Below are 20,598 nucleotides of genomic sequence, written 5' to 3'. Positions count from 1 at the left end.
GAGGGACTGCCAGCATCACGCACCCCCGCGCGTCGAACCGACCACGGTGCCATCTGGCGAGCCCTAGCCCCCGCACTCGGCGGCCGCGACCGCGTCCGCGTCTCCCGAGACGGCGGACGCAACTACCCGGCCCGGTCCGAGGTCGACCTGCAGGAGATCCTGGCCAAGCCACCCGTCCGTCCAGCAGCCGTCCTTATTCACACCCGTGACGGGATGTGCCGGACCCTGTGCCTGGACTTCGACGCCAAACCCGCCACCGGTGGGGAGCCTGCCGTCCTGTCAGACGTGCATACGACCACGGGCCTCTTGCACGCCGCCGGCGCCTCCTGGATCCGCGACCGGTCACCTTCCGGTGGGCGCCACGTCTACGTGCCACTACGCGAGCCCGTGCCCTTCCATGTGGCCCGTGAGCTGGTCGAGGCCCTGGCGATCGCCTGCCCCACCCTGGACCCTTCACCGCACCGGTCCATCATCAGCGGATGCATCCGCACCCCCGGGTCGGTTCACCGTGCCGGCGGCCACCAGCAGCTGGAGATGGGCCTGGAGGACGCGGTGGCCGTCGCCACCCACCGCAACGGTCAGGATGCCTTCGACCGGCTCTGGGAGGAGCTGTCTGAGCACCGGGCCATGGTCCGGGCCCACCGGTACGAGGAAGCCGAGCCGGATGGGGTGGTCTCAGCCGACGCGTCCGGCCCAGTGGCCGTCTCGGGCCGGACCATGTCCACGGAGATGCTGCGCACAGCCACCGACGGGACGTGGAACCACACGCGGTACGCCTCGGCCTCCGAGGCACGGCAGGCCGTCCTGGTCAACGCCGCGGGGTCCGGACTGGGCCTCGTCGACATCCAGGCCAGGATCCTCAACGGCGTGTGGCCCGGCCTGGCCCAGTTCTACTCGCGCTACTCCCCCACCCACCGGCAGGCAGCGCTGCGACGGGACTGGGTTGAGGCCCAAAGATTCGCAACCCAGAGCCCTGTCCGTAAATCCAACACAAGCCAGCCTTCTACACAGGGGGGGCCCTCAATATCTGCCTCCCAGCAGGTACGGACCTGGCTGAACGCCCTAAAGGTCGTGGATACCCGGATGGGTAGTGACCGCAATTCGCTCACCAAGCGCCTGCTGCTCCGGGCCGTGGCGGAAGCCTGCATGAAGACCGGCGATGTCGTGGTCGCTTTCGGGGTCCGTGCCCTGGCCGTGGCCATCGGCAGTGATGCCAGCACGGTCTCTCGCCATCTCCGCGAACTGGTCCAGGACCCGGAGCCGTTGCTTGCGCTCATCCAGAAGGGTCACGGCACGGAGGCAGACACCTACCGGCTGGTCGTACCTGACCACCTAGAACAGGCCGCTGCTGCACGGTCTTGGCGGCCGGGGAAGATCCATGCCCTGCGCCCGGTGTTTCGGTCACTGGGGATGCCTGAGGCCCTGGTGTTCGAGGCCCTGGAGATGCTGGGTACCTCTGTGCCGGTGAAGACCCTTGTCCAGGAGTCTGGGCTGTCGCGGACCGCGGTCAACGATGCGCTGAACGTGCTGGCGTCATGGCGGCTGTGCACCGGCTCCGCCGGACTCTGGAGCCTCTCCCCCACTGCCAGTGACGCAAACCTGGAGGCGTTGGCCGAGCAACTCGGCGTCCTCGAGCAGGTTTCCCAGCAGGTCGCCCGGTACAGGGCCGAGCGCGCCGTCTGGCACAGCTGGCTGGCGGCACGTGCCGCAGCGCAGTCCGCCGGGTACATCGACGACCTGGGGCACGCCTCCCTGCTGTGGGAGTTGGTCGAACCGCCACCGGACCCATGGGAGTCAACCCTCGTACCCGGCTGAGGCTACCGCCTGGGTACAGCTGCAGACCCTAGAACCTGTCTCCCAGATTGGCGACCGGTGCAAACAGCGGCTGGGTGTCGATGACCGAGTTGTTGAGAGGACGGGGGCATGACCAACAACCCAGTCCTCAGGCCCGAGGCGTGGACCGCGCCTACCCTGGCCGCGGTCGCTTACCTTGCTCTTCTGCTCTGGGCCGTCCTTAAAGTAATCCGAACCCCTCATCTATCGGTTCTGCTCCGTCTGGGCCTATTGCTTCTTGCTATTACGGTGCCCTCCCTGGGCGCCATAGTCGCGGCGATTGCGGCGCGCTAGCAGCGTCGCGTTCTCCCCGAACGATGAGGTGTCTGTTGACCAGGAGTGTGTTTGATGTGGTGCGGTGGGTCGACGTCACGGATACCCTGCAACTTTCGTCGGCCGAGCCGCGGTGAATGTGGCAGACCTGATTCCCATCGGGGGATGTCTACCAGTGCTTTGATTCTGATGGTGATGGCGGGCAGCATGACACCGCCGCGGCAAGTCAGGGTGAGCTTGTCGTACCGGGTGGCCAAACCCCGCCACTGCTTGAACACGTTGAAGGAACCTTCCACGACGTTGCGCCGTCTGTAGGCCTCGGTGTCGACACAGACCGGTCGGTCGCCCCTGGCCACGCGGCGGGGCCGGTTGGGTAGAGGTCGACCCTCTGCGGGATGACCGCCTGGACGCCCTTGTGGCGCAGCAGTGCCCACTGCGCATCGGTCAGGGCTTCAGTGCGTGTCGCGCTCTCAGCACGTCAACGTGACCAGTCACCCACTAATAAATGCGCCTACGCCGCCTAGTCCTCCTGGGCATCGGCCGGCTGGTACCCAAGCCCAAGACCCACGGCAGCCAACGCGTTGGTGCCGACTGTGCGCAGGGTCGCGTCCTGCGGGACCGGCGTGACTTCGACATCTCCGAAGAGGATGCAGTTCACAGCGGAACCTCGCCTTCCCCCGGCACCCGGTTGCTGAGGGTGGAGGTCATGCCAGCATTACCGGTCGAGCTGGCAATGGAGTCGGCGAGTCCCCGATCCACGCTCCCCCGCTCGAGAACACGGCTGGCTTGCACGATGCTGTCGAAGAGCCCGATGCCCACGACCGGTGTCGCCTCACCGGAGGCAGTCGGCGAAGAAGGCCATAGACACAATGGCTTCCACATCGAAAGCCGTGGGGCATTCGCCTCGGTCATCAATGAGTGCTGACACCATGGCGCTGAGGTCGACTGGTGCTGGATTGGCGGTGATCGTCATGCTGAGCTCCTGCGTACGGGTTGGTCCGACTGCCATGTGTGCGGAAGCCCGCCCGAACTTCACCCGGTACCTGGGGGCACCTCGCTGGCAATGCTGGTATTGCTGGGAGTGCGGGCTTTGCCAGCCTCAGGGTCAACGACGACGGTTGTTCCAGCACTAATGGCATTGCCAGCATTACCGCCCCCACTGGCGTCCTGGGGTCCGCCCCGTGGGTCTGCCGTTTTGTGTCGGACCTCGCGGCCGGGATGCAACGAGCAGGGGACGGGAGGCGACCGCCCAAGCCGGTGGCGTTGTGCGCTGGAGCGTGCCCGTCCCCACGTGCTCTGCGTGCACTGTGGGCTTCATCCCGTCAACCCGGCACCGAGGTCGCTCAAGCCTCCGGGTTCGTCTGCGCCATGCCGGTCGGAGGGCTGCCGACCGCCGCCATGATGGTTCGCCGACGCGATGAGAATCGCCGTGGACCGCGCATCGCTCATCGGGGTACGTCGACAACGGCCGTGAATGCCGAGCGGTAATGCTGGCATAACCGGCCATCCCGGGGTTGACGGTCTAACGGGTCACGTTCGCTGTGCTCTCTTCGACAGTGAAGGGGCACTGCTGGCTTTGCTGGCTCCACTGGTAAGCCGTCATTGACGGCACGACTGGCTCAAACAGCAATACCAGTATCACTGGCGATATTGGAGCGGCCTGCGGGAATTATGCCGTCGAGGGGCATCTGTGCAGAGCTCACTGGTAGTGCCAGCAAAAGAGCTATTTCACTTGGTAAGACCGGTAATGCTGGCAAGGCGCTTTGCGCGGAACCAGCGTCCTTTTCTCCGGTTAAAGCGGCAAGCAAGCGACTCATGATCCCTAGGGAGTTTTAGCATCAAGGCCGATAATGCCAGCATTATGGAGATGCGTGATGGTGAAACCAGCATTGATGGCACAACCGGCAAGGCCGGTTGGGGAGGGGGCTTGCCATCAGTCTTCGGCGAGTGAAGATGGCAATGCCAGCAATGCCAGCAATGATGGTCAAGCTAACCTGCCCGATCACGAGGCGAGCACTGGCCAGAATAACAAACAGTAATACCAGCATAACCAGCCAAGCTTGTCTGACTGTTACTGCTGGCCATGGCGTTGATACCGTCAATGTCGGCGTTTCGTGAGGGTGTTCGCCCGGGGCTTCAGGTTAGCCTGTGACAGGATCGCGCTCGTGGACGATCGGGCCGCAGCCGCGGTGCCGGTCTCGGGCCAGCCGATCTTGCCCCGTCGTAGCCGGACGACCGGGGAGCGGCATTGTTCTGCAGTGCCTGCCCCCTGCCTCCAGCTGCCCGCGCCGGGGACCTACCAGCAGGAGTGGAGGCACCGCGTGAGCCGAGTGATCGCCGTGTGCAACCAGAAGGGCGGCGTGGGCAAGACCACCGTGGCCGTCGGCTTGGCCGAGGTCTACGCCCTGCATGAGGGCAAGAAGGTGCTCCTCATTGACGCCGACCCGCAACGCAACGCCACCAGTGCTCTGGCCGTCACTGACCCGGAGTTCACCCTCAACGACGTGATCTACGGCGACCCGGACAACAACTTCCGCGTCCCGGCCGGTGCCGCAGCAGACGCCATCACCGAAGCCGGGGAGGCCTGGCAAATCGGCAAAGCCGCACCCCACGTCATCGCTGCCGAACGGCACCTGGCAGCCCGGGAACGGGACCAGATGCTGGCCCGGGAGTTCCGACTGCGCTCGGCCCTGTCCGGGGTCTCGGAGCTGTACGACATCGTCATCATCGACGCCCCGCCGTCGCTGGGCATGCTCACGGTCAACGCTTTGACCGCGGCCGACTGGTCCATCCTGGTCACCGAGCCGCGAGCCTCCTCCTTCGAAGGCATCGGTGAGATCGCCAAGACCATGGTCGAGGTCTCGGAAGCGTTCAATGAGAACCTTCAGGTGGCCGGCATCGTTCTGAATCGCCTCCGTCGAGGACTGCGCGACCAAGAGAACTGGGCGCTGAAGATTAGGAACACCTACGGCGACGCCGTGGTCGAACCCTCGCTGCCGGCCCGTGAGGCTTTCGCGCTGGCCCATGCCGAGGCTCGCCCGCTGATGAGCTACGGCAGATCAGCCAACACCTCGCTTGAGCCCATGAAACTGGTAGCCCGTCGTATCTGGGAGGGGAGCAACTCGTGAGCCGGTCAGACAACGTGTCGAGAGGCAGCGGGGGAGAGGACGGCGCCAACGCCCTCAAATCACTGCGCCGCGTCGGCCTGAAGAAGGCCCGCTCCACCTCCGTGGTCAACGACCTGGTTGCGGGGGAGTCAGCGGCCGCCGAAGAGGCATCGAATGCACCTGCGCCGGTGGTGACGGACAAGACTGCGAAGACGCCGGCAGCACCTGACTCGGTGCAGCCGGCACCTGTCGAGCCCGCCCCGTTAGCACCCCCTGCGACCCCGGAGCCGACTCTGATGCCGCCGCCGACACAGGACCAGCAGTCGACACCGGCACCGACTGCGGTGTCTGAGACAGCGGAGGAGAAGCCGCGGAAGGTGACGTTCTACCAGGACAACGAGCAGCGTCTGCGTGCTCGAGCGGCTTACGTGCACACCATTCCGGTCACCGGAGCGACCAGCTGGTCGGACTTCATCGCCCGTGCGGTGGAGCGCGAAACCCTCCGCTTGGAGGCCGCCTACAACGACGGGGAACCTTTCACGCAGATGCCGGGCATGGTGCGCCGAGGTCGGCCGTTCTCTTCTTGACAAGGCTCCTGGGGCAGAAAGTCGGCCGCTCAAAAGGGGGTGCGAAGCGCGCTATGCGCAGTCCACTCCGTCGCGATCGTGGCTCACAGAGTCCGGAACTCACAGAGTTTGTCAGTTACAAGGTAATGGACACACAACGCCTCGGCTGGTCACCTGCGCCGATGTGAGACCTCAAGCAGGGAGAGGCTGAGGTCGCCGTCCGGTCGCCGGAGGATAACTTGGACGGTGCTTAGGATTGACTAACGCTGTCTAACACGCTGAGAATGTCTAACAAGGTCTAACATGACGAGGGCACCTCATGGCAAGAGTCACTAATCCGTTTACCCCCGGTTTCGGGCAGAGCCCAGCCATTCTTGCTGGTCGGGCCAGCGTCATCCGCGAGTTCGAACAGGCCGTGGCCGGCGAATTGCCCGGTCAACGCAATGTCCTGATCTCCGGAGCTCGCGGAGCAGGCAAAACCGTGCTGCTCACCGAGTTCGAGGCGGTCGCCGCCGATGCAGGGTGGACGTGTATCACTCTGCACACCGCCTCCAGCTCGCTCGTGGCCGAACTGCGGGCCGAGATCGTCGAGCATCTGCGGGAGAGTGACCCTCAGGCTGAGCGGTCCCGACTGACTGGCGCGGGACTCTCCGGGGTCTCTGCCCAGCGGGACGTCGTGGAACGCTACGACGGCGAAGCCTTACCCGTCGGCCGCCTCCTCGACCGGCTCGCCGGCATCCTGGACGCCACCGGGGGAGGTCTGCTGATCACCCTGGATGAGCTGCAGTCCGTCGACCCGGCGCAACTGCATGAGGTCACCCAGCATGTTCAGGACCTCACCCGTCGTGGGCATCAGGTCGGGTTCGTCGCCGCCGGCATCCGTGCAGGCCTCGATGACCTCCTGGAGAACGACAAGACCACCTTCCTGCGCCGAGCCCACCGCGTAGAGCTCGGCAGCGTCCCTGTCGGAACTGCCGCCGAAACCATTCGTCAAACGGTGGCCGATACTCCCAAGACCATCACTCCCGAAGCCGCAGTGCGCGCCGGCGAGGTCTCTCAGGGCTACCCGTACCTCATCCAGCTCGTCGGGGCCCGCGCCTGGACCCACGCCGGCAACGCCGACACCATCGAGATCGGCGACATCGAACAGATCCGCACCGAGGTCATCCGCGAGATGGTCAAGAACGTTCACCGGCCCGCGCTCCGAGAAATCAGCGGCAGGAAACTCGACTACCTCAACGCCATGCTCGAGGACACCGGCCCCTCCCGCGTCGCGGACATCGCCGCCCGCATGGGAGAAGACCGGCGGTATCAGTCGGTCTACCGTGAACGGTTGATCCACGATGAATTGATTCACCCGGCCGGGCGAGGGTACGTCGAATACGCCCTGCCCTACCTGCGCGACGCGCTCGAAGCTCTCCGCGCCGGAACTGCGCCCGTCCCTGGCGCTGACGAGGTCACCCGAACCCGTACCAGGCTCCCCGCGTCGAGGAGCCGGCCGGAGACCCGGGATCGAACGACACGGGACAACAACCGGAGGCCCTGACCGGATACGGGAAAGGGCAAAAGTCGAAACGGCACCCGCCCCCATCGGCTCAGCAGGATCAGGACAGCACCCCTCCGCGGGTACCCACCGCCGGGCCCCTTGATTCGGCACCACTGGATGCACCCCAGGGCCAAGCCGGTACCGTCCCCCATGGTCCAAGACGCACGCTGCCGGCGCACGCAAGCGTCGGGCTGTACGTGTGTCAGTATTCCGCCTAGGAACCCTGCACGGTCTGGATCAACTCCGGCCCGTTGTTGCGCACGTTGCCTACGGCGGTCCCGACCTCGGTCAGGGTCCATGTTGAGGCGGTCCGGTAGGCCTGGTTCCGGACCTCCTCGACCAGTGTTTCGGCCTCGTCTGCGGACGCTAGCTTCTCGGGCTTCAGCCAGGTGTCCATGGTGTCCCGGTCCATGGGCAGGGGTAGGCGGTCGTGCAGGCCGGCCAGTTGCTCCAAGGTCGGCTCGTCGGTGCCGGCCTCGGGGGAGGGGCCGGTGAGGATTGTGCAGCTCAGGAGCCACCGGCCCTCATCGTCCTCCGCGGCTGCTGGGTCTTTCCACCATTCGTAGAGCCCGGCGAAGTAGATCGGCGAGCCGTCGGCGGGGCGAACGAAGAAGGGCCGCTTCGGTGTGCCCTTGGGCGCATCGGCGGTCGGTTTGAGCCATTCGTAGTACCCATCGACCGGGACTGCGCATCGTCTGGCCTTCACGGCCGCGCGAAAGGTTGGTTTCGTGGAGACGGTTTCCGAGCGGGCGTTGAAGGCTCTCGAGCCGACGGCGATGTCCTTGGCCCACGGTGGGACCAGGCCCCACCGGGCCACGTGGATCTCCCTGCGTGTCTGTGCCTCGGCGGCCCGTTCTAGGACGATGGGAACCTCGCTGGTCGGTGCAACGTTCCATTTCGGACGGAGTACCAGCTCTTCCTCGGGCTCGACCGCACCGGCGTCTGCTACCAGGTCGCCGAGGGTGTCGGGAAACGGAATTATTCGTTTGCGTTTAATTGCCCGTGTTCGCTTGCTCGCAGCTCCGGGTAGATGCCCCAGTTGGCACTGGTGTCGATGGCATGTCGTAGTGCTGTCTCTACGGCGACGCCCGTGACGTCCGCTACGATGCTCGCTGGGAGTACTTGAGCGAGCTGATCAAGTCGGGCGCGCTTCATTTCTCGGGCATTAATACCCTGTCTGGCCAGGTGAAGGGCGACACCGCCCTCGCTCGTGTGCTGGTGGGGCATCGTGCCATCAAAGAGCCATCCGGACGGCTCTCCAACGTATGGCTGCCGGGCACGCGTCTCGTCGAGATGTCTTCGAAGGAGATCGGTGATGGGCGCAGGAAGCTCGATCGGTGTGCTGCCGAACTTGAGCGAGAAGACCTCTCCGTTGCGGTGGATGTCCTCGAGTCGCAGGCGAACGGAGTCTCGGATCGGTTGAGCGAACACCAGCAGGAGCAGGCCGATGATGCGGCTCGGCAACGGTGTGGATTCGTCGTTCAGAAGTCCGTCGACCTTGTCCCAGACCACGTCTTCGGGAATGGGGGCCGGAGGCGGGGAGGGCTGCTTTCGGGGCACGCGGAGCCGGGTCGTGATCCGGTTCCGCACGGCCCAGTTGAGGAAGCTCGCGAGTGTTTTGTGTCGGTCGTGCCGGGACAGGTAGTGGTCGAGGGTGACTTGTTCGAGCGAAGCGAGGGGTTGCCCGTGGTTGTCGAGCCAGGTGAGAAACGCGACGATCTTGCGGATCTCGGCGGTGCGGGTGTTGACGACGCCCGCGCTGATGGGCTGGCCGCCTGTTCGTCGCCGCAGCCTTCGGAGGATTTCCCAGTTGAAGTACCGGGTAATGATGGCGGCATGGGCAGGTGGAATGCTTCCTGTGAGAGCCTTCGTGCGTAGCTCCAGGTCGTTCAATCGGACGTCGATGTTGGGGAGTGTTCCCGAGCTGATCAGCATGTGCCGGAAGTATCGGACGCGGGTGGATTGCGGAAGCTCGTTGAGGGTGTGGTGGCTGACTGGCTTCTTGCCCTGGGCCATGTCGCGGAGAGTGCGGTCGATGGGTTCGTGGCGCAGCCATCGAGTGGCCGAGCGGGGGTCCCGGGCGGTGAGGAGATGCTCGCGGAGGGGAGCGAGTTCCGGGTGGATCTGGCCTGTGGTGTCGGAGAGGACATCGCCTAACCGGTCCTCCAGGCGGCATCGCCCGCAGTGCGAGCCGGTGAGGTGCTGTTCGCTGCCGCAGGTGGCGCATCCGAACCTCGAGGGAACGCCGGCGCACGCAGCGCACACGACGAGGCCATCTGGTGACCGGAACGCCAGGACCTTGGTCTGTGCGCAGGCCGGGCACGCCGAGGCGTTCCAGCGGAGCCTGGTGTAGCAGGCATTGCAGATTCGTTGTTCGAGGATTTCGTACCGGGCCTCGACATGCCGGCGGCATGAGTCGCACTGGGGCTTCCACGTGGTGCTCATCTTTGTTGCGGTCGGGTCAGTCGGTCAGGCGGTGCAGTTTCGCGGGGATCGGTCGCAGTGCGCCGATGGCGGGACCGGCGCTCCGCGGCTCGCCTGCTGCTCGGCGGTTTCCGCAGGATGCGGCCGGGGCCACCTCGATGAGGTCGTTGGGTGTGCAGTCGAGGATTCGGCACAAGGCGGCGAGGACCTCGACGTTCAGGCGCTCCGGGGTCTTGGATACGAGGCGATAGATCTGCTCACGGGACAGCTGCACGCCCTGTTCTCGGAGCGGTTCGATGAGGTCGGTGGTTTGGAACATCCCGGCGGCGGCCATGACTTGTCGGAGCTGCCAGGTGATGGGGTTGTCGTCAGCGGTTGTGGGCATCGTTTCCTCCGTAGATTCGGGACAGTGCTCGAGTGACCATGCGTGTCTTGTAGTCGTCGCCGACCGAGGTGTAGATCGCGGTGGTCGACGCGTACGCGTGGCCGACCTGGTCCTGGACGAACTTCTCGGAGTAGCCCCACTCGATGAGATTGGTGACGTAAGTGTGGCGCAGTGCGTGCACGCTGAGCTCCGAGGGCAGCCCCAGCTGGTCGCGGATCGTCGCGAACCGCAGGTCGATGTATCGGAGACTGACACGGCTTCCCCGCTCCGTGGGCCAGAGCTTCCCGGTTGGCTCGTCGGTGCAGCGGGGGCGGGCCTGGTCTACCCACTGCGCCAGCCCCTCGGTCACCCAACCGAGCTCGGGAACGGTGAGGACTGAGCGCCGGCGCGGCCCGGATCCCCGCGTGCCCTTGCCCCACCTGGCCTCGACGGCGCCGAAGCGCCCGAATCTGGGTGCGGCTCCGTTGGGTCGCAGGTCTGCCACGTCGAGGCCGACCGCCTCCGCCCGACGCAGCCCATAGGCGTAGATCGTCTTGAAGATCTGCGCATCGCGCAGGGCCGCCAGAGCGCCCTTGCGGCCCTGGGCGAGGATGGACTCGACTCGGGCGTCCGCTGCGGTGAAGAACTGCTCGAGCTCGTCGTAGGTGAGTGCCCGTCTCTGCGCGCGTCCCTCATAGTCCACCAGGTGCGCGGTGGTGTTCCACACGTGGCAGATCTGTTGGGGAGCCGACGCGAAGCGTCGCTCACACTCGCGAGCCCACTCGTAGCGTCCGTCGCAGAGGTAGTCGCAAAAGAGACGGATGATCGTCTGGAACGCACGGATAGTCGATTTCGCCGCGGGGCGCGCCTTTGACTTTGCACGAGTCGTGTAGTCCTCGACGTCGACCGGGGCCCATTCCCACGGGTACCTCTCCGTGAAGCTCTCGAACCGCCTGATGGCCAGAATCCTGTTGCGGATCGTTGGTGTGGCCAGTCCGCGGCTGGACTGCTGATCGCTCCAGCCGGTGAGCATCGCCTCGTAGACGAACTGCTTTTCGTCCAGCGCACGCACGTTGCCGAGCAGTCGAAGGGCGGTCGCGCCACCGGTATTGGGGTCCACACGGCAAGTATTGCATTAGATGCATCATTGATGCATTCGCTACGGCGGCGTGTTAGGCAAGAGGGGAGGGTTATTGCGTGTCTGGCGTGCCGCGCGCGATGAGGCGCAGATCGTCATGGCCGTCCTTGATGTCCCAGTCCACGAACGCGCAGCAGCGTCGTTCGACCGCGACGAGCTCTCGCAGCCGCCGGATTGAGTCCTCGACCTTGGCGTAGGGGACGGTGAGTTGCGTCGACCGAACTCGGCATGCCTGTCTTGATGACTAGTTGGGTCGTGCTGGCCCTAGGGTATACATAGACAAACATCTATGATCTATTCAATGGGCGACTCCCGTTCACCTTTCGTTCATATAGACAGCCTTCTATGAATGCGGCGCGTCGTTTGCGTCTCATCCCCGCATCTAGAAAGGCTTTCCTCCGTGAAGAATGCTCTCAGGGGCCGTACCGGCCTGGCTGTCCTAGGAATCTCCGCTTTGTTGCTGACCGGTTGCGGCAATGCCGGTTCCGCTGACGACACTTCTCCGGCCGCGGGCGGGTCCGCCGCTGCCGAGGGTGGTACCTCAGGTGACGTGGCGGTGGACGGTTCCTCCACCGTTGCCCCGCTGTCCGAGGCCGCTGCCGAGCAGTACCGCACGAGCAACGATGCGGTGAACGTGTCGGTGGCCACCTCGGGCACCGGTGGTGGTTTCCAGAAGTTCTGCGCCGGCGAGACTGACATCTCGAACGCTTCCCGTCCCATTGACGAGGAGGAGATGGCACAGTGCGAGTCCAACGGGATCGAGTACACCGAGGTCATCATGGCCAATGATGGTCTGTCCGTGGTTGCTAACCCGGCCAACGACTGGGCTCAGTGCCTGACTGTCGAGCAGCTGCAGACCATCTGGGGCCCGGAGTCCGAGGGCGAGGTCATGTCCTGGTCCGACGTGGACCCGTCATTCCCGGATGAGCCGCTGGATCTTTATGGTGCCGGCACCGACTCGGGCACCTTCGACTACTTCACCGAAGCCATCTGTGAGTCTGGATCTGGCTGGTCTGGGACTGGCCGGTCAGGATGGATGTCGGTCGTATCGAACCGGGTGTGACTCTCGAAGCAATTGGCCCGCTTGCGGTGTCTTCCCGTTGAATTGTCCGCCCGGGTCGGTGCGGCCGACACCGTCCGGCCCACCTCGGTGACCTCATCAGGAGACTGCCCGGCCCTCGGGCCGTGGCCCATCACAGATTCGCCCCGAAGTGACCTCTTCCCGGACCCGTGCCGGCCGCTTGGCGACCGTGACCATGTCCGTCTCGAAGAGAGGAGCGTCGATCGCCATGGCTATCGTCGCGCATACCCGCCCGTTCGTCATCGGCGTGGATACCCACGCCCGCAACCACGCTGTCTCGATCCTGGCCTGCCCGACGGGCGAGATTGTCGATGAGGCTCAGTTTCCCGCAACGGCAGCAGGCTTGTCACGCGCGGTGTCTTGGGTCGGGCGCCGCACCGGAGGGGACCTCGACACGCTGTGGGTGATCGAGGGCACCGGCACCTACGGCGCACGCCTTGCCCGCACTGCAGCAGACACCGGACACACCGTCGTCGAGGCCCCGCGGATGAACGCTCGCGCGAACCGCGGCATCGGCAAGTCCGACCCGCTGGATGCGCGCCGCATCGCCGCAGCAGCGCTCCCGCTGCAGCAGACGCAACTGCGTCAACCGCGCGCCGACGAAGGTATTCGCGCTGCCGTGAAGGTCCTGCTGGCCTCCCGCGACCACATGAGCACCGAGCGCACCGCGACGATCAACGCGCTCACCGCGCTACTGCGCGTGGTCGACCTCGGTATCGATGCCCGCCGCCCGCTCACCGCGACCCAGATCGCCACGACCGCGGCGTGGCGCACCCGCGACGAAGAGCTCGCCACGGCCACCGCCCGTGGTGAAGCGATCCGGCTCGCCAAACGCGTCGCCGTCCTCGACGGCGAGCTCAAGGAGATCACCACGCGGATCACGGACCTGGTCCGGCAGAGCCCCGCCGGTGGCCTGCTCAACCAGCCCGGCATCGGCCCAGTCACCGCCGCCGTCGCGCTGACCGCGTGGTCACACCTGGGCCGCATTCGATCCGAGTCCGCGTTCGCCAGCCTCGCTGGAACCAGCCCCATCCCCGCGTCATCGGGCAACACCGTCCGGCACCGGATCAACCGGGGTGGCGACCGGCGCCTCAACCGAGCACTCCACATGGCCGTCGTCACCCGCATGCGAATGGACCCGCGAACCCGCGCCTACGTCGAGCGCCGTACCGCCGAAGGGCGCACCCTCCGGGAGATCCGTCGCTGCCTCAAGCGCTACCTCGCCCGCGACATCTACCGCCGCCTCAACACCGCCGCTCAGAATGAGCTCACCGGGGCTTGACAGACATAGGAGATTCAACGGTGAGGAGGGCGCCATCCGGACCGACTACTCCCCGTCCGAGGATGACAATGTCACTGTGCAGGGCGTGTCCGGCTCCGCCGGCGCGCTGGGCTTCCTGGGCCTGTCCTACGCCATGGAGAACCCCGACACGCTGAAGCTGATCGACGTGGACGGCGGCGAGGGTTGCATCACACCGTCGGAGGAGACCGTCCAGGACGAGTCCTACCAGCCGCTGGGCCGCCCGCTATTCATCTACGTGGCCAACGCCTCCTACCAGGACAAGTCGCAGGTCCAGGACTTCGTGGACTTCTACGTGGAGAACTCCACGGAGATCGCCGAGGCCGCCCAGTTCATCGGACTGACCGAGGAGCAGACGCAGACGGCCCAGGACCAGCTCGCCGAGCTGAACTGATCGCCCGAAGGATCGTACGCATCGTGAGTATCACCACAACCCGGGGGACGGCAGCAGCAGCTCTGTCGTCCCCCACGGGGTCCCGTCATTTCAAGGCCAAGTCCCGCCCGGGGGAACGCGTCATCATCTGGGCCCTGCGGTTCGCGGCACTGCTGACGGTCGCCACCACCGTCGGCATCGTGGTCTCCCTGGTCGTTCCCGCGGTGGAGTTCTTTACCGAGATCAACGTCGGGGACTTCCTGTTCGGGGACCGATGGGCTCCACGATTCGCCGAGGCGTCCTTCGGCGTCCTGCCGCTGATCACAGCAACGGCATGGACCACGGGCATTTCACTGCTCGTGGCAGTTCCCCTGGGATTGGGGGCGGCTATCTACCTGTCCGAGTACGCCCGGCCACGGGTGCGCAAGGTACTCAAGCCCGTGCTCGAGGTGCTGGCGGGCATCCCGACGGTGGTATACGGATTGTTCGCTCTGACCTTCGTGCAGTCGGTGGTCTTCAAGCAGTGGCTCGAACTGCCGACCGGGGCCTTCAGCGTGCTCGCGGCCGGCCTGGTCATGGGCGTGATGATCGTCCCGACCATCGCCTCGATCTCCGAAGACGCCCTCTCGGCCGTGCCGATGTCCCTGCGGCAAGGCTCGGCGGCGCTGGGCGCCAACCGCATGCAGACCTCGCTGAAGATCGTCGTGCCGGCAGCGGTGTCCGGAATCGTCGCGGCCGTCGTGCTCGGAGTGTCACGGGCGATCGGCGAGACGATGATCGTGGCCATGGCCGCCGGCCAGCAGGCCCGGATGGTTGCTGGTCCGCTGGAGCAGGGCCAGACAATGACCGGTTTCATGGCCAGTGCCGCCCTGGGCGACTCCCGGGTCGGATCACTGGAGTACAACACGCTCTTCGCGGTGGGGCTTCTGCTGTTCGCCCTGACCCTGGTGGTCAACATGATCAGCATCCAGATCGTCCGCCGCCTCAGGAAGGCCTACTGATGAGCAGTACTGCACACCGGACCTCCCCGGCCCCGAAGACCTCCCGCGGACTGAAGCAGACCGGCTTCTTCCAGGGTGAGCGCTCCCCAGCCGCACTGGTAGTGCTGTTCGCCCTGTGGGCCTGTCTGGCCTTCGCCGTACTGTTCCTGCTGGTGCTGCTGGTCACGACATTCCTGGACGGACGCGAGATGTTCTCCTGGCACCTGATCACGGACTATGCCTCCTCCGACCCGGAGCAGGCCGGGGCCCGCGCGGCGATCCTGGGCTCGGTCTGGGTCATCGCCACCACGGCGGTGATGACGATTCCCATCGGAGTAGCCGCAGCCGTCTACATGGAGGAGTTCGCCGACCACAACAAGTGGTGGAACCGGGCCATCGAGGTCAACGTCCAGAACCTGGCGGCGGTCCCGTCAATCATCTACGGCCTGGTGACCCTCGGGGTGCTCACCGCACTGAACATCGTCCAGCGCAACATCGTCATTGCCGGGGCCATCGCGCTGAGCCTGTTAATCCTGCCGGTCGTCATCGTCGCCACCCGCGAGGCCATCCGAAGCGTGCCGAACGAGATCCGTCAGGGATCCCTGGCCTTGGGGGCCACGCAGTGGCAGACCACCTGGCGGCAGGTGCTGCCCTCCTCGGTGCCCGGCATCGCCACCGGCTCCATCCTGGCCCTGTCGCGGGCGATGGGCGAGGCTGCACCGCTGCTGGTCCTCGGAGCGCTGGTCTTCGTCACGTTCGACCCCACGAGCATCTTCGACCAGTTCTCCACGATGCCGATCCAGACCTTCAACTGGGCCTCCCGCCCCCAGGAGGAGTTCCATCAACTGGCGTCGGCCACCAGCATCCTGCTGCTGGTCCTGCTGCTGGCGATGAACGCCGTGGCCATCACGATCCGAAACATCTACGAGAAGCGTTGGTGACATGAACAACACAATGCCCGCAGCCCCCGCCACCGACGACGTGGCCGCCCATCTCGGTGAGTCGTCACCGGGCACCCACCTGGAGCGGCCCGACAACCCGATCATGGCCTGCGAGGATGTCGACATCTTCTACGGCGATTTCAAGGCCGTCTCGAACGTGTCGCTTCAGTTCGGCTTCAATGAAATCACCGCCCTGATCGGGCCCTCCGGGTGTGGCAAGTCCACGGTCCTTCGCTCGCTCAACCGGATGAACGACCTCATTGAGGGGGCCCGGGTCGAGGGGACCATCACTTTCCGGGGCGAGGAGATCTACGGCAAGAAGGTCGACCCCATCGAGGTCCGGCGCCGGATCGGGATGGTGTTCCAGAAGGCCAACCCTTTCCCGAAGTCGATCTACGACAACGTCGCCTACGGCCCCCGGGTCTCCGGCATGAAGGTCGAGAGCATGGACGAGCTGGTGGAGAGTTCCCTGAGGGCAGCCGCCCTGTGGGACGAGGTCAAGGACAAGCTCAAAGACTCCGGGCTGGGCCTGTCCGGGGGCCAGCAGCAGCGCCTGTGCATTGCCCGGACCATCGCCGTGCGTCCGGATGTGATCCTGATGGATGAGCCCTGTTCGTCGCTGGATCCGATCGCCACGTTGCGCATTGAGGATCTAATGCACGAGCTCAAGCAGGATTTCTCCATCGTCATCGTGACTCACAACATGCAGCAGGCGGCCCGGGTCGCGGATCGGACCGCGTTCTTCACGGCGCTTTCGGCCGAGGGCTCCGGTGACCGGACCGGCGTGCTTGTCGAGTACGCCCCGACGCGGAAGATCTTCGACGACCCGGCCGACCAGCGGACGGAGGACTACGTCTCTGGGCGCTTCGGATGACCACCGCAGTGCACCCGCACCGCACCGCTGGCGCCCATCGCCCAGATCTGGTCATGGCGCTGTCCGGGATCCTCCGCGTCCTGGTCGTCGGCAACCCGGACCAGGTCCTGGAAGGCACCGACGACGAGCACCTCGCCGCCGGGCTGGAGGTGTTCACCGCAGCCGACGGGTCAGCCGGGCTGCTGATGGCTGGAGAGCTCAAACCGGACCTTGTCGTGGCCCATGCCGAGCTGGGCGGCGTCGACGTCGTGGCCTTCGTGTCGGCGGTGCGGCGCTGGTCCTTGGTTCCCGTCCTGGTCACCATTCCAGCGCAGACCGGGTCCGTGGACACGGCCTTCCGAGTGCTGGAGGCCGGCGCCAATGGCCTGTGCCACGGAATCTTGGATGCCCGCCGTCTGGTCGAGGTGGCCGGCCGGACCCTACCCCGACGGCCGGGACGGTCACGCCGGCTGATCCTGGGTCCCTTGGTCCTGGACTGCGGGTCCATGGTGCTCAGCGGCGAGCAAGGCCAAACCCAGCTGAGCGTCAAGGAATATCTGGTGCTGGTGGAGCTGATGTCCGCCAGTCCGCAGATCCGCACCGCCGCCGAGCTCGTCGAAGCCGGCGGCTTCCCCCAACGCCAGCAGTCCAAGGCCCTGCCGGTCACCATCGGCAGGCTACGCCGGAAGCTCGGCGCCGTGGAAGTCGACGGAGGGCGCTATCTGACTACTATCCGCAGGGTGGGTTACCGGATGGGATTGCCGGATTCCCGGCCGACCAATCAAGGCTGATGGTGCTCCGACCTGCTGGGGGACAGTGACCGCCACAGGTCCTCCACCCGGTGCTGGATCTCATCGCGCATTACTCGTTGGGCCTGAAGATCATGGGTCGGGGGGACTTCGATCGCCCAGTCCAGGTAGATCCTGCCCGGATAGACTGGGCAGGCGTCCCCGCAGCCCATCGTGATGACCACATCAGAGGCCTGGACAATCTCATCGGTGAGCGGCTTGGGGAATTCCCCCAGTAGGGAGCAGCCGATCTCGTCCAGCACCTCCACCACCTCTGGAGCGATATCGGTGGCCGGCGCGGATCCGGCCGAGCGCACATGGACTTGGTCGCCGCCGATGAACTTCAGGATGCTGGCCGCGATCTGGGACCGATGGCTGTTGGCCACACAGACGAACAAGACCTGCGGGACCGGGCGCATCTCGATGCCCCGCGCCAGTGCCAGGGCGTGCAGCCGTTCTGTCGCGAACCGGCTGGTCAAGGACGCCAGATAGCGCTGGACCCGGCTGCGGGAACGCAGCAGAAAGTACGTCTCACGCACGTAGCGATGCACGGTCTCGGCGGAGAACGTCGCGGAGAACCGGTGCGCGAGCTGGTCGGCGATCCGGTGGATGACCGGCGGAACCTCCTGTCCCGGCGGCGGTGTCGGGCCGGGGACGGGGTGAGGCCCCAATGGCCGGTCATCGGAGCCGACCCCTGATTGCACCCCGGGAGCATCAGTTGGAAGCGGACCCGGGCCCGGGCGCTTGTCCAACAGCGAGCTGAACCTGATCCAGGCATCTGCCGTCGGGGACACCCGGGGATCGCCGGCACGATCACCGCGTTGCCAGTGCACGAGCCCGGCCTGCGCGAGAGCATCCAAGGCTTCATCGACGGCTTCCGGGGCTATTCCCAGTGTTTCCGCGATCCCAGCGGCCGAGGCCGAGTAGTCAGGCAGAGAGGTCAACAGGCTCAGGACAGACAATCGTTCCGGGTGGGCCAGCACCAGGACCTGACGGGCCCGGTCGAGGGCCTCGGTTGGGTCCATGGCCTTCTGAGGCAGGCTGGCTTCTTCCACTGGACTACCGCAGCAGGTCGGAGATGGACCCGGCGTGTTCGGCAGCGATGGAATACCAGGTTTGCCGCCCGGTTTGGGACTTGCACACGATTCCTTCGTCCAACAAGATCCGCAGGTGGTGGCTAATAGTCGGCTGTCTGAACGTCAGCGCGTCCGTGAGTTCCTTGACCGTCGTCCCCTCCGGGCCGGCACCGTTCATCAGGGCCAGCAGCTGAATCCGCGTTGGATCCGCCAGGGCACGCAGCATCCTCGCCAGGTTCTCCGCTGTACTCCGATCGGGGGCCAGATGCCCGTGGCTCGTGGGAGCGGGCGCGTCGAACTCGGGCATCGGGGAACTCATAGACACCAGTTTATGGGATCTGGGGGCCGCAGGATTTCCGGCCACGTCCGGGCCAAAGCATCCTGGCGCATATCAGATGGCGGACGCGGCATGTCGGGCCGCAGCAGTGGCAGTCTCGCGGGCAGGGGCGCCAACGCCGATCAGGGTGGCCGAGGCCGGACCGCACCAGTCCCCGTAGCCGAGGAAGAACAGTCCCGCCCGGTCGCGGGATCGGGTCGGCAGATCACCCGCGGTCACTGGGGCTGCCCCATTCATGTCCAGCCCCAGTGGCCGAACGTGGCCCAGATCGGGGCGGAAGCCGGTGCACCAGATCACCGCATCGGTCTCCTGCTGGCGCCCGTCAGCCCATTGAACGCCAGTGGGTGTGAAGCCAGAGAACATCGGCTGGGCCTCCAGGTGGCCGGCGTCGCGGGCCTGCCGTACTGGGGGGATCGCGACGATGTCGCCCAGCGATCCGACCCCACCGCCAGTAAAATCCCCTCGCTCTAGGGCGTGGACATGGCCGGTGGCGAGCTGGAACAGGGCCCGGCCGTCGACCTCGTCGGGCAGGTAGCGCGGGGGTCGGCGGGTCACCCAAGTGACCGAGGCGGCGGCCGGCAGCAGATCGGCGGCGATCTGCGCGCCCGAGTTGCCTCCGCCGACCACCACGACCCGATGTCCGGTGAACGACTTGCGGCTCCGGTAGCCGGTGGTGTGCAGTTGAGACCCGGTGAACTTCTCCGCCCCGGGCATTGTTGGCACGAAGGGGCGGCGCCAGGAGCCAGTGGCGTTGACGACGACGCGGCTGATCCAGGCTCCCTGGTCAGTCAGAGTGCGATACCGGCCGTCGGGCAGGTCTTCGACAGCCACAACGGTCACGGGACGGTGGACCGGCAGGGCATACCGTTCCTCATAGGTTCGCAGGTAGGACACCACATGGCCGGCCGAGGGGTTGCCCGGACTGGCCCAGGCCGGCATGCGGTAACCGGGCAAAGAGCTGTAGGCGGCCGGGGAGAAAAGTTCCAGGGTGTCCCAGTAATGCTGCCAGGCCCCACCGGGTTGCTCATTGGCGTCAAGGATCGCGAAACTGGGAGCTGGCCCGCCGCGCCCACGGGCGGCATCCCGGGACAAACGGTGCAAATAAAACCCGACAGCCAGTCCGGCCTGACCTCCGCCGATGACTAAGACATCGACAGCGCGAGTCTCCACCGTTTCCCTGTCGGTGTGGCGTGCGATCAGCCCAGCTCCAGCATCCGCCGCAACCCCGCGAAGGCCTCCGGCACCACACTGTAATGGGCCCACTTGCCGCGTTGCTCTCGGGTGAGCAAGCCGGCGTCGACCAGTTTCTTCATGTGGTGACTGACGGTGGGCTGACTGATCCCCAGCTCGTCAGTGAGGTCACACGCGCACACCGCCCCGCAGCCCTGGGCGGCGATGTGGGACAACAGGCGCAGTCGCATGGGGTCGGCCAGGGCCTTGAGCATGCCGGCGGCCCGCTGGGCCTCATCGGCACCGATCGGTCCGTTCGTCAGGGAGCAGCACTCCTGGGCGACCAGGACCGGTCTGCGGCGATCGGTGTAGGTCGGGGCGGAGAAGGCAACTGTGGAAACCATCACCCCATCTTACATTGACGTATGTCAATATGACCAGTAGTGTT

At 65.7% G+C, this 20,598-nt stretch carries 20 protein-coding genes; 11 read left to right on the top strand and 9 right to left on the bottom strand.

The features are described from left to right. Positions 1-285: 285 nt before the first annotated feature. Complete coding sequence (locus BOSE125_RS16300) at positions 286-1,815, top strand: MarR family transcriptional regulator (protein WP_159554264.1); 1,530 nt, start codon at positions 286-288, stop codon at positions 1,813-1,815. A 1,123-nt stretch (positions 1,816-2,938) separates the two neighbouring features. Here BOSE125_RS16300 and BOSE125_RS16290 read toward each other — a convergent pair. Further along, entirely contained in the window at positions 2,939-3,079 is a 141-nt protein-coding gene (locus BOSE125_RS16290) for a hypothetical protein (protein ID WP_159554260.1), read from the bottom strand. 1,348 nt (positions 3,080-4,427) lie between these two features. Between BOSE125_RS16290 and BOSE125_RS16285 the strand changes: the two genes are divergently transcribed. From BOSE125_RS16285 to BOSE125_RS16275, 3 genes are all read left to right on the top strand, one after another. Beyond that, on the top strand, positions 4,428-5,234 hold the full coding sequence (locus BOSE125_RS16285) for a ParA family protein (RefSeq protein ID WP_159554258.1): 807 nt from the start codon (positions 4,428-4,430) through the stop codon (positions 5,232-5,234). After that, positions 5,231-5,800 (top strand): ParB family protein, encoded by a 570-nt coding sequence (locus BOSE125_RS16280; protein ID WP_159554256.1) that lies wholly within the window; start codon positions 5,231-5,233, stop codon positions 5,798-5,800. The genes BOSE125_RS16285 and BOSE125_RS16280 overlap by 4 nt, the downstream gene beginning before the upstream one ends. Positions 5,801-6,098: 298 nt before the next feature. Beyond that, positions 6,099-7,325, top strand: coding sequence for an ATP-binding protein (locus tag BOSE125_RS16275; protein WP_159554254.1), 1,227 nt, complete (start codon positions 6,099-6,101; stop codon positions 7,323-7,325). 214 nt (positions 7,326-7,539) lie between these two features. On the opposite strand, the gene BOSE125_RS16270 is transcribed toward BOSE125_RS16275, so the two are convergent. From BOSE125_RS16270 to BOSE125_RS16255, 4 genes are all read right to left on the bottom strand, one after another. Beyond that, positions 7,540-8,238 carry an SOS response-associated peptidase gene (locus BOSE125_RS16270; protein ID WP_371300802.1) on the bottom strand — a complete coding sequence of 233 codons (699 nt, stop codon included), beginning with the start codon at positions 8,236-8,238 and terminating at the stop codon, positions 7,540-7,542. A 65-nt stretch (positions 8,239-8,303) separates the two neighbouring features. Further along, positions 8,304-9,341 carry a hypothetical protein gene (locus tag BOSE125_RS16265; protein ID WP_159554252.1) on the bottom strand — a complete coding sequence of 346 codons (1,038 nt, stop codon included), beginning with the start codon at positions 9,339-9,341 and terminating at the stop codon, positions 8,304-8,306. A 445-nt stretch (positions 9,342-9,786) separates the two neighbouring features. Then, entirely contained in the window at positions 9,787-10,134 is a 348-nt protein-coding gene (locus tag BOSE125_RS16260; protein ID WP_159554250.1) for a helix-turn-helix transcriptional regulator, read from the bottom strand. Next, a complete protein-coding gene (locus tag BOSE125_RS16255) occupies positions 10,118-11,233 on the bottom strand; it encodes a tyrosine-type recombinase/integrase (protein WP_229672759.1) in 1,116 nt (371 codons plus the stop codon). Before BOSE125_RS16255 ends, BOSE125_RS16260 begins: the two co-directional genes overlap by 17 nt. Positions 11,234-11,651: 418 nt before the next feature. On the opposite strand from BOSE125_RS16255, the gene BOSE125_RS16250 reads away from it, so the two are divergent. From BOSE125_RS16250 to BOSE125_RS16220, 7 genes are all read left to right on the top strand, one after another. Beyond that, positions 11,652-12,314 (top strand): substrate-binding domain-containing protein, encoded by a 663-nt coding sequence (locus BOSE125_RS16250; protein WP_236558077.1) that lies wholly within the window; start codon positions 11,652-11,654, stop codon positions 12,312-12,314. 226 nt (positions 12,315-12,540) lie between these two features. Continuing rightward, positions 12,541-13,614 carry an IS110 family transposase gene (locus BOSE125_RS16245; RefSeq protein WP_137803243.1) on the top strand — a complete coding sequence of 358 codons (1,074 nt, stop codon included), beginning with the start codon at positions 12,541-12,543 and terminating at the stop codon, positions 13,612-13,614. Positions 13,615-13,690: 76 nt separating this feature from the next. Then, on the top strand, positions 13,691-14,026 hold the full coding sequence (locus tag BOSE125_RS16240; RefSeq protein WP_159554246.1) for a hypothetical protein: 336 nt from the start codon (positions 13,691-13,693) through the stop codon (positions 14,024-14,026). 23 nt (positions 14,027-14,049) lie between these two features. Next, the gene (pstC, locus tag BOSE125_RS16235; RefSeq protein ID WP_201301234.1) at positions 14,050-15,006 is read left to right on the top strand and encodes a phosphate ABC transporter permease subunit PstC; all 957 of its coding nucleotides are present in this window, start codon (positions 14,050-14,052) and stop codon (positions 15,004-15,006) included. After that, complete coding sequence (gene pstA / locus BOSE125_RS16230) at positions 15,006-15,926, top strand: phosphate ABC transporter permease PstA (RefSeq protein ID WP_159554244.1); 921 nt, start codon at positions 15,006-15,008, stop codon at positions 15,924-15,926. Before pstC ends, pstA begins: the two co-directional genes overlap by 1 nt. 103 nt (positions 15,927-16,029) lie before the next feature. Further along, positions 16,030-16,800: a phosphate ABC transporter ATP-binding protein PstB gene (gene pstB / locus BOSE125_RS16225; RefSeq protein WP_201301309.1), complete on the top strand. Its 771-nt coding sequence runs from the start codon at positions 16,030-16,032 to the stop codon at positions 16,798-16,800. Next, positions 16,797-17,570 carry a response regulator transcription factor gene (locus tag BOSE125_RS16220; RefSeq protein WP_159554241.1) on the top strand — a complete coding sequence of 258 codons (774 nt, stop codon included), beginning with the start codon at positions 16,797-16,799 and terminating at the stop codon, positions 17,568-17,570. The genes pstB and BOSE125_RS16220 overlap by 4 nt, the downstream gene beginning before the upstream one ends. Here BOSE125_RS16220 and BOSE125_RS16215 read toward each other — a convergent pair. The 4 genes from BOSE125_RS16215 to BOSE125_RS16200 form a co-directional block, all read right to left on the bottom strand. Next, complete coding sequence (locus BOSE125_RS16215) at positions 17,561-18,592, bottom strand: three-helix bundle dimerization domain-containing protein (RefSeq protein ID WP_159554239.1); 1,032 nt, start codon at positions 18,590-18,592, stop codon at positions 17,561-17,563. The genes BOSE125_RS16220 and BOSE125_RS16215 overlap by 10 nt on opposite strands. Positions 18,593-18,626: 34 nt before the next feature. Then, complete coding sequence (locus BOSE125_RS16210) at positions 18,627-18,962, bottom strand: helix-turn-helix transcriptional regulator (RefSeq protein WP_159554237.1); 336 nt, start codon at positions 18,960-18,962, stop codon at positions 18,627-18,629. A gap of 72 nt (positions 18,963-19,034) precedes the next feature. Further along, positions 19,035-20,150 (bottom strand): ArsO family NAD(P)H-dependent flavin-containing monooxygenase, encoded by a 1,116-nt coding sequence (locus BOSE125_RS16205; RefSeq protein ID WP_159554235.1) that lies wholly within the window; start codon positions 20,148-20,150, stop codon positions 19,035-19,037. Between the two features lie 26 nt (positions 20,151-20,176). Continuing rightward, positions 20,177-20,554, bottom strand: coding sequence for a helix-turn-helix transcriptional regulator (locus BOSE125_RS16200; protein WP_159554233.1), 378 nt, complete (start codon positions 20,552-20,554; stop codon positions 20,177-20,179). Positions 20,555-20,598: the final 44 nt, after the last annotated feature.

The organism is Citricoccus sp. K5, assembly GCF_902506195.1.
In the GTDB taxonomy this organism is placed as follows: Bacteria; Actinomycetota; Actinomycetes; order Actinomycetales; family Micrococcaceae; genus Citricoccus.
Note: the sequence above shows the minus strand (reverse complement) of the source record. Positions and strands in the feature narration are given on the sequence as shown.

Bases quoted from the DNA above. Each gene is read 5' to 3' on its own strand.
- BOSE125_RS16290 (WP_159554260.1), bottom strand. From the start codon at position 3,079: ATGACGATCACCGCCAATCCAGCACCAGTCGACCTCAGCGCCATGGTG.
- BOSE125_RS16275 (WP_159554254.1), top strand. From the start codon at position 6,099: ATGGCAAGAGTCACTAATCCGTTTACCCCCGGTTTCGGGCAGAGCCCA.
- BOSE125_RS16265 (WP_159554252.1), bottom strand. From the start codon at position 9,341: ATGGCCCAGGGCAAGAAGCCAGTCAGCCACCACACCCTCAACGAGCTT.
- BOSE125_RS16260 (WP_159554250.1), bottom strand. From the start codon at position 10,134: ATGCCCACAACCGCTGACGACAACCCCATCACCTGGCAGCTCCGACAA.
- BOSE125_RS16245 (WP_137803243.1), top strand. From the start codon at position 12,541: ATGGCTATCGTCGCGCATACCCGCCCGTTCGTCATCGGCGTGGATACC.
- pstA (WP_159554244.1), top strand. From the start codon at position 15,006: ATGAGCAGTACTGCACACCGGACCTCCCCGGCCCCGAAGACCTCCCGC.
- pstB (WP_201301309.1), top strand. From the start codon at position 16,030: ATGGCCTGCGAGGATGTCGACATCTTCTACGGCGATTTCAAGGCCGTC.
- BOSE125_RS16220 (WP_159554241.1), top strand. From the start codon at position 16,797: ATGACCACCGCAGTGCACCCGCACCGCACCGCTGGCGCCCATCGCCCA.
- BOSE125_RS16215 (WP_159554239.1), bottom strand. From the start codon at position 18,592: ATGGACCCAACCGAGGCCCTCGACCGGGCCCGTCAGGTCCTGGTGCTG.
- BOSE125_RS16210 (WP_159554237.1), bottom strand. From the start codon at position 18,962: ATGAGTTCCCCGATGCCCGAGTTCGACGCGCCCGCTCCCACGAGCCAC.
- BOSE125_RS16200 (WP_159554233.1), bottom strand. From the start codon at position 20,554: ATGGTTTCCACAGTTGCCTTCTCCGCCCCGACCTACACCGATCGCCGC.